The sequence below is a fragment of the Kitasatospora sp. NPDC059571 genome (genome assembly GCF_042735675.1).
In the GTDB taxonomy this organism is placed as follows: domain Bacteria; phylum Actinomycetota; class Actinomycetes; order Streptomycetales; family Streptomycetaceae; genus Kitasatospora.
Genome location: NZ_JBHWBW010000389.1, coordinates 1 through 7,527, shown reverse-complemented (window position 1 = coordinate 7,527; position 7,527 = coordinate 1). Strand labels below are relative to the sequence as shown.

At 74.5% G+C, this 7,527-nt stretch carries 8 protein-coding genes; 4 read left to right on the top strand and 4 right to left on the bottom strand.

Annotation, left to right across the window (positions count from 1 at the left end; all coding sequences use genetic code 11):
- Positions 1-237 precede the first annotated feature (237 nt).
- Positions 238-549, bottom strand: coding sequence for a barstar family protein (locus ACFV0G_RS30620; protein ID WP_380555062.1), 312 nt, complete (start codon positions 547-549; stop codon positions 238-240).
- 102 nt (positions 550-651) lie between these two features.
- On the opposite strand from ACFV0G_RS30620, the gene ACFV0G_RS30615 reads away from it, so the two are divergent.
- Entirely contained in the window at positions 652-1,215 is a 564-nt protein-coding gene (locus ACFV0G_RS30615; RefSeq protein WP_380555061.1) for a DoxX family protein, read from the top strand.
- 24 nt (positions 1,216-1,239) lie between these two features.
- On the opposite strand, the gene ACFV0G_RS30610 is transcribed toward ACFV0G_RS30615, so the two are convergent.
- On the bottom strand, positions 1,240-2,124 hold the full coding sequence (locus tag ACFV0G_RS30610) for a M56 family metallopeptidase (protein WP_380555060.1): 885 nt from the start codon (positions 2,122-2,124) through the stop codon (positions 1,240-1,242).
- Positions 2,121-2,501 (bottom strand): BlaI/MecI/CopY family transcriptional regulator, encoded by a 381-nt coding sequence (locus ACFV0G_RS30605; RefSeq protein WP_380555058.1) that lies wholly within the window; start codon positions 2,499-2,501, stop codon positions 2,121-2,123. The genes ACFV0G_RS30610 and ACFV0G_RS30605 overlap by 4 nt, the downstream gene beginning before the upstream one ends.
- 172 nt (positions 2,502-2,673) lie before the next feature.
- On the opposite strand from ACFV0G_RS30605, the gene ACFV0G_RS30600 reads away from it, so the two are divergent.
- Together ACFV0G_RS30600 and ACFV0G_RS30595 are read left to right on the top strand one after the other, a co-directional pair.
- Positions 2,674-3,234: a hypothetical protein gene (locus ACFV0G_RS30600; protein ID WP_380555056.1), complete on the top strand. Its 561-nt coding sequence runs from the start codon at positions 2,674-2,676 to the stop codon at positions 3,232-3,234.
- Positions 3,235-3,514: 280 nt separating this feature from the next.
- On the top strand, positions 3,515-5,317 hold the full coding sequence (locus ACFV0G_RS30595; protein WP_380555054.1) for a glycosyl hydrolase family 18 protein: 1,803 nt from the start codon (positions 3,515-3,517) through the stop codon (positions 5,315-5,317).
- 70 nt (positions 5,318-5,387) lie between these two features.
- Here the strand turns inward: ACFV0G_RS30595 and ACFV0G_RS30590 are convergent, their stop codons facing one another.
- A complete protein-coding gene (locus ACFV0G_RS30590; RefSeq protein ID WP_380555052.1) occupies positions 5,388-5,948 on the bottom strand; it encodes a MarR family winged helix-turn-helix transcriptional regulator in 561 nt (186 codons plus the stop codon).
- 140 nt (positions 5,949-6,088) lie between these two features.
- On the opposite strand from ACFV0G_RS30590, the gene ACFV0G_RS30585 reads away from it, so the two are divergent.
- Positions 6,089-7,396: an MFS transporter gene (locus ACFV0G_RS30585; protein ID WP_380555050.1), complete on the top strand. Its 1,308-nt coding sequence runs from the start codon at positions 6,089-6,091 to the stop codon at positions 7,394-7,396.
- The last annotated feature ends 131 nt before the right edge of the window (positions 7,397-7,527 follow it).

Here is a 7,527-nt window from a genome sequence, read left to right as displayed (position 1 = left end):
GCCGGCGGCGGCCGTGCCGCCGCTGCTGCATCAGCCGACGGCACCGAGGGCGAGCGTGAGGACGGCCGTCGCGGCCGCCACCGCTCGGGCCGCGGTGGCCGGGCGGTGCTTCATGGGTACTCCTGCGGTTCGGTCCTGGAGGGTTGTGTGCGTGACCACGCCGCCCGCCCGCGGTCCGGTTCTGCCCGGGCCGTCTCGGCTGGGTAACGGCGCGTCGGCCGCACAGTACCGCTGCCCTCAGCGCAGCCGTACGGCCACCCCGCCCCGGCGCAGGACGTCCAGGACGGCCTCGAAGTAGCTGCCCTCGCGGCCCTCGATCAGGACCTTGCGGTCGAGCCGCTCGGCGGCCAGCGCCGAGGCGTGCCAGACCAGGGTGAACGGCGGCTGGGGCCCGAAGCCGCCGCGCAGGCAGTCGGCGAGGGCGTCCAGGTTGCTGCCGTAGTAGCCGTCGGGGGCGCGGACGGCCGCACCGAGTTCGGCGTAGAACGACGGTTCGTCGGTGACCGCGCAGCCGTCGAGGTGGTAGCGGGGTGCGTCGGGCGTCGGCATGGCCCTCCTCCTGGTTCGCCCGGATGGCGGCCCCGGGTCGAGCCGCCGCGGCCGGTGGGCTGGTATGGAGGGGCCGTGCCGCCGTCGACCCAGGGGATCGTCATGACCAGTCTGCACCGCAAGGACCTCGGCCTGTTCGTCCTGCGCACCGCCGTCGGCGGCGTGCTGTTCGCGCACGGGGCACAGAAGCTCTTCGGCTGGTTCGGGGGCGGCGGTCTGGACGGCACCGCCCAGGCCATGGAGCACATGGGCTTCGAGCCCGGCCGCCCGAGCGCGCTGGCCGCCGGGATCGGCGAGGCGGGCGGCGGTGCGCTGCTCGCGGCCGGCCTGGCCACCCCGGCGGCGGGCTCGATCATCGCCGGCACCATGGCGGGCGCGATCGCGGTGCACGCGCCGTCGGGCTTCTTCGCGATGGGCGGCGGCTACGAGTACCCGGCGCTGCTCGGCACCTGCGGGCTGGCGCTCGGCATCGCCGGGGCCGGCCGGTACTCCATCGACCACGCGCTCGGCCACGTGCTGGCCCGGCCCCTGCCGAGTGTGCTGGCGTTCGGTGCGAGTGCGCTCGCCGCGGCCGCGGTGGTGACCCGCCGGCAGGAGACGCTGCGCCGCCGGGAGATCCGCGAGATCGAGCAGGCGGCGATGCAGCAGGGTTCCGGGCTGTCCTGACCCCGGCGGCGGGCGCGCCCGCCGTCAGGCCAGGTGGGGGAGGCAGGCCAGCAGCAGGGGCAGCGCGGCCAGGGCGGCCGCGCAGGCGGCGCCGAGGGCCACTGCGGTGCGCGGTGGGCGGCCTCCGGGGTCGGCGAGGCGCTGCACCCGGGCGAGCGCGTGGTGGCCGGCTGTGAGGGCGGTGTCCGGGGCCCGGCCGGCCGCGACCACGGTCATCGCACCGGCCAGCGCCCGGCGGGAGTGCGCCCGCAGCGCCCGGTCGTCGGCCGCCATCTCCAGCAGTGCCCGCACCTCGGGCCCCACGAGGCGGCCGAGCGGCAGCGGTGCGAAGACGCGGCCGAGCGCCCCGGCGGCGGCCGCTGCCAGGTGGTGCCGGCCGCGCAGGTGGCCGTCCTCGTGGGCGAGGGCGGCGGCCAGCTGGTCGGCGGAGAGCGCCTCCAGCGCGCCGCGGCTGACCACCACCCGGCGGCGCAGCCCGGGCAGGCAGTACACGGTGGGCACGGCGTGGTCGAGGACGACGGCGCCCGGGACGACCCCGTGCCGTCCGGCGAGGTCCAGTACCGTCCGGTGCCGTCCGCGGGCGGCGGCGCCGCGCAGCACGGCCGCGGTGAACAGTCCGGCCGGGACGGCGGCGACCGCGCAGGCGAGCGCGGCGGCCGTCCGGGCTGCGGACTCGGCGGGCACCGCCAGCCCGCACAGGTGGAGCAGCCCGGCGTGGTGGTGCGGCGCCGGGTCGGCCAGCTGCCGGACGGCGAGGGCCAGTGCGGCGGTGGCGGACACCCCGAGGGCGTGCCAGGCCAGCACGCCGAGCGCGGGCGCGCGCCGGGCCCAGCGCGCGCCGGCCAGCAGCCCCGGGAGCACGGCGGTGACCAGCAGCGCCCAGAGGCCGAGCAGCAGGGCGGCGGTCACTGCGGGTCCCCGCCGGGCGGGGCGTCCAGGTCGGCCAGCGCGCGGCGCAGCGCCGCCAGGTCCTCGGGCGCCATGCCGCCGACGAAGTGGGCCAGCGCGGCGGGGGCGTCGCCGTCGGTGCCGAGCGCGTCGGCCATCAGCGCCGCGGTGTGGGCGGCCCGGCCGGCGGTCGGCCGGTACACCCAGGCCCGGCCCTCCTTGTGGCGGCTCAGCAGGCCCTTGGTGTGCAGGATGTCGGCGACCGTGAGCACGGTGGTGTACGCCACCGGGCGCTGCCGGTTGAGGTCGTCGACGACCTCGCGGACGGTGGCCGGGCGGTCCCAGGACCACAGCCGGTCCATGATCTCCGCCTCCAGCTCGCCGAGTCTGCGTACCACCGTGGCGCCTCTCCTGCCTGGCCGGGGCCCGGTCGCCGGGTGCGGCCGTCCGGCGGCCATGCTACGGGCCGGGACGGTTGCCGTGCGATCACCCGTTCGCCCGGCTCTGCTCGCCGGGCGGGGCGGGGGCGGCCAAGGGTGGGACGGGGGACGTCGTCCCACGGGAGCAGCCATGAACCACAGGATCCGATCCGCTGTCGTGCCGGCCGCCGCGGCCCTGGTCGCGGGTGCCGTGCTGGCCGGGTGCTCGTCGAGCGGCACGGGCTCGTCGGCGGTGTCGTCGGCGGCCGCCGCGGTGCAGTCCAAGGCCTCCGAGCTGGCCTCGGCGGCGAACTCGGCGATCAGCGGCGCCGCCTCGGCGGCGAACTCCGCGGTCGGCGGCGCCGCCTCGGCCGCGTCCTCGGCGCTGGCCTCCGCGGAGGCGGCCGCCTCGTCGGCGGTGGGGAAGGTGCAGGGCGGCCTGGACGCCACCTCCGACGTCTCGCTGGGGACGCCGGTGACGGGCTCGGACGGCAAACTGGACGTGCCGGTGACGGTGGTCAACCACGACTCGCAGGCGCGCAAGTACACGATCCAGGTCGACTTCAAGGACAGCAGCGGCAACCGGCTCGACGTGACGGTGCTGACCGTGCCCCAGGTGGCCCCGGGCGCGACGGCGCAGGCCACGGCCAAGAGCAACCGCGATCTGAGCGGGAACGTGAAGGTCTCGGTGGCCGCGGCGCTGCGCTACTGAGACCGGCGGCCGTCACCTGCGGTCAACCTTAAGGCCGCCTCAAGTGGGGCGAGCGACTCTTGACGGGGCGTTTGGTCTAGTCCATTTTTGACGCCAGGTGCAGGGAGCCCCTGGGCCGGCGCCGGTGGTTCGGGCCATCGGTGCCGGTTCGGCGCACCCGGCGCCGGTGTTTGTGCAGGCCAACGCTCGATTCCCCTGTCATGCCCCTGTCGTGCGGTCCCACCCGCGCGGCGCCCCCCGGGGCCCGGCGGGATCCCCCACGACCAGGAGTCATGCAGCCATGCTTCGTTCCGTCCCGAAAGAGCCCCGGCACGGCCGGCGCCGCGCGCGGGGCCTCGGCGCCCTCGCGGTCGGCACCGCCGCCTCCCTGCTGCTCGGCGGCGCCCTCGCCCTGACCTCCGGCGGTGCCGCCCAGGCCGCCGCCACCAACTCCACCGGCGCGCCCGCCACCTCGGGCGGCATCAAGGTCGCCTACTTCGACCAGTGGTCCATCTACGGCAACGCCTACTACCTGAAGACCGTTCAGGACACCGGCGTGGCGTCCAAGCTGGACTACCTGATCTACGACTTCGCCAACATCGACCCGACCAACCTCACCTGTTTCGAGGCCACCAAGGCCTCCTCGCAGGACGAGAGCAACCCCAACGCGGGTGACGGCGCGGGCGACGCGTTCGCCGACTACCAGAAGACCTTCGACACCGGCACCAGCGTGGACGGCGTGGCCGACACCTGGAACCAGCCCCTGGTCGGCAACTTCAACCAGATCAAGAAGCTGAAGGCGAAGAACCCGAACCTCAAGGTGCTGCTGTCGATCGGCGGCTGGACCTACTCGAAGTACTTCTCCGACGTGGCGGCCACCGACGCCTCGCGCAAGAAGTTCGTCTCCTCCTGCGTCGACATGTTCATCAAGGGCAACCTGCCCGTGCAGGGCGGCTTCGGCGGCACCGGCAGCGCGGCGGGCGTCTTCGACGGCTTCGACATCGACTGGGAGTACCCGGGCGGCGGCGGCCACACCGGCAACCACGCGGCCGCGGCCGACAAGCAGAACTACACCGCCCTGCTGGGCGAGCTGCGCTCGCAGCTCAACACCCAGGGCGCGGCCGACGGCAAGACCTACGCGCTCTCCGCGGCGGTCGGCGCGGGCCAGGACAAGATCAAGAACGTCGAGACCGACAAGATCGGCCAGTACCTGACGTTCCTCGACGTCATGACGTACGACATGCACGGTGCGTGGGACGCGACCGGCCCGACCAACCACCAGGCGCCGATCTACACCAACCCCAACGACCCGATGACGCCGATCCCCGGCGGCAACGGCAAGTACTCGATCGACAACTCCATCAAGGCGTGGACCGTCGGCGACCCGCAGTACGGCATCCCGGGCGGCTTCCCCGCCAACAAGATCAACATGGGTGTGCCGTTCTACTACCGCGGCTGGACCGGCGTGCCCGCCGGTGCCAACCACGGCCTGTTCCAGAGCGCGACCGGCCCCGCCACCGGCGCCGCGATGTCCGGCAACGTCAACGGCATCCGGATGTACAAGGAGCTGAACGGCTTCGTCGACAACGCGGCCGACACCTACTGGGACGACGCCGCGAAGGCCGCCTACTTCTACGACGGCACCACGTTCTGGACGGGTGAGAACGCCCAGTCCATCCAGGCCAAGCTCGACTACGCGCACTGCAACGGCCTGGGCGGCTCGTTCGCCTTCTCGCTGTACGACCTGGGCACCCAGACCACGCTGTTCGACAAGATGGTGAGCGCCACCAACGGCTCCGCCGCCTCCTGCCCGGCCCCGACCAGCACCGCGTCGGCCACCCCGAGCAGCTCGCCGAGCACCTCGGCCTCGCCGTCCTCCTCGCCGAGCAGCTCTCCCAGCAGCTCGCCGAGCAGCTCGCCCAGCAGCACCCCGACCGGCGGCACCTGCTCCGCGCCGAGCTGGGACGCCGCCACCATCTACGCGACCGCCGGCTCCAAGGTCTCGTGGAAGGGCCACTACTACACCAACAAGTGGTGGACCCAGGGCGAGGACCCGACGGCCAGCGGCCAGTGGGGCGTCTGGGCCGACAACGGCGCCTGCTGACGCACCGACCGCTCAGTGCGACCGCCCCGGACGGGTCATCCCGTCCGGGGCGGTCGTGCGTCTGCCCGGGTCAGCCCAGGTCCTCGGTGCGCCCCAGCGCGTCCGGCTGGCTCTCCTCGATCCGCCGCAGCATCCGGCCGAGCGTCGCCGCCAGCGCGCTGCGCTCCTCGCCGACGATGTCCTGGAGCAGGTCGGCCTCGAACACGGCGGCCATCCGCATCAGCTCCAGCCACTTGTCGCGGCCGGGCTCGGTCAGCTCGATGATCACCCGGACCCGGTTGGCCTCGTCGCGCTCGCGGGTCACCAGGCCGTCCGCGACCATCCGGTCGATCCGGTGGGTCATCGCCGCCGGGGTGAGGCCGAGCCGCTTGGCGAGGTCGCCGGGCCCCAGCCGGTACGGGCTGCCCGCGAAGACCAGGGCCTTGAGCACCTCCCACTCCGCGGACGTGATTCCCAGCACAGCCAGCTGGCGGCTGTAGGCCACGTTCATCCGCCGGGACAGCCGGGAGAGGGTGGACACGATGGTCTCCACCTGCGGGTCCACGGTGGGGAACTCCCGCTGGTAAAGGGCGACTTGCTCGGCGATGCCGAGCTCGGCGGCAGCTGCCGGCCCGGGCTTGCGTGCGCTCATGGCAGCCATTGTCCCACGCACTCTGCACCCGTTAAGCCTTTGACAGTGGAGTCTTCGAGTCCTTAGAGTTTAGCTCTGAAATCTTGCGGAGTTAAAAGCGGAAGGCTCAACCTTCCTCTCATGGCAAAGGGGTGTGCACGGTGACCGGCACGGTGAAGCAGTGGGTGCGGCGGGGCAACAGGGCGGGCGGCCCGCTGCGCCGCGTCCAGATCGGCAATGCGCTGAGCGCGTTCGGCAGCGGTTTCACGATGCCGTACATGTTCGTGTACGTGGACCAGGTGCGGGGGCTGGGCTCGTTCGCGGCGGGGATGGTGTTCACCGTCTTCGCGCTCGCGGCGCTGGCCGTCCTGCCGTTCACCGGACGCGGGATCGACCGCTACGGCCCCCGGCCGGTGCTGCTGGCCGGCGCCGGGCTCGCCGCGGTCGGCGCCCTCGCCTTCGGGCAGGCGCACACCGCGCCCACCCTGCTGCTGTCCGCGTTCGTGTTCGGTGCGGGCTTCACCGCCTGCCAGCCGGCGCTCGCCACGATGATCGTCCGCAGCTCCGCCAAGGCCGAGCGCTCCCGCGCCTTCGCGCTCCAGTTCACCCTGGTCAACCTGGGGATGGGCATCGGCGCGCTGATCGGCGGCCAGATCGTCGACCTCGCCGACCCGGCGAGCCTGACCCGGCTGTTCACCATCGAGGCGGCCACCCTGGCCGGCCTCGGCCTGGTGGCCTGCACCGCCCGGATCCCGCACGCCGCCCCGGTGGCGGTCGCGGACCGCACCGCCGGCCCGACCGGCCTGCGGGCCCTGGCCGCCGACCGGGCGATGCTCCGGCTCTGCCTGCTCGTCGCCCTGATCTTCTTCACCTGCTACGGGCAGTTCGAGTCCGGCGTCGCCGCGTTCGCCACCGACACCGTCGGCACCGCGCCGTCCACCCTGGGCATCGCGATCGGCGCCAACGCGCTGACCATCGTGCTGCTCCAGATGGTCGTCGTCCGGGTCACCGAGCGCCGCCGGCGCACCACCGCGATGGCCGCCGCCGGCCTGGTCTGGCTCGGCGCCTGGACGGCCGCCCTGGTGGCCGGACTGGTCCGCTCCGAGGCGCTCGCCGCGACGGTCGCCGTGGTCGCCGTGTACGCGCTGTTCGGCGTCGGCGAGTCGCTGCTGGCCCCGACGCTCGGCCCGATCGTCGCCGACCTGGCGCCGGCCCGGCTGCTCGGCACCTACAACGCCGCGCACGCCCTGGTGAAGCAGATCGCCATCGCGGTCGGCCCGGCCGTCGGCGTGCTGCTGGTCGGCGGCGGCATCTGGCCGCTGTACCTGCTGGCGATGGCCGGCTGCACGCTGCTGATCGTCGCGCTGGCGCTGCGGCTGCGCGGCCACCTCACCCCCGCGCAGGACAACGCGGCCCCGGTCGCCGTCGTCCGCCCGAGGCAGCTCGGCGAGCTGAGCACCGCGGCCTGACGGCGCAGCCCGAGAGCCCGCCGGACGGGGGGGGCCGCCCCCCCCCGGGCGGGGGGGGCGCGGGGCCCGGGCGCGCCGCCGGCCGCTGCCCCGGGGCGCGGGCGCGCCCGGGCGCGCGGCGCGCCCGCGCG

Bases quoted from the DNA above. Each gene is read 5' to 3' on its own strand.
- ACFV0G_RS30600 (WP_380555056.1), top strand. From the start codon at position 2,674: ATGAACCACAGGATCCGATCCGCTGTCGTGCCGGCCGCCGCGGCCCTG.
- ACFV0G_RS30595 (WP_380555054.1), top strand. From the start codon at position 3,515: ATGCTTCGTTCCGTCCCGAAAGAGCCCCGGCACGGCCGGCGCCGCGCG.
- ACFV0G_RS30590 (WP_380555052.1), bottom strand. From the start codon at position 5,948: ATGAGCGCACGCAAGCCCGGGCCGGCAGCTGCCGCCGAGCTCGGCATC.
- ACFV0G_RS30615 (WP_380555061.1), top strand. From the start codon at position 652: ATGACCAGTCTGCACCGCAAGGACCTCGGCCTGTTCGTCCTGCGCACC.
- ACFV0G_RS30620 (WP_380555062.1), bottom strand. From the start codon at position 549: ATGCCGACGCCCGACGCACCCCGCTACCACCTCGACGGCTGCGCGGTC.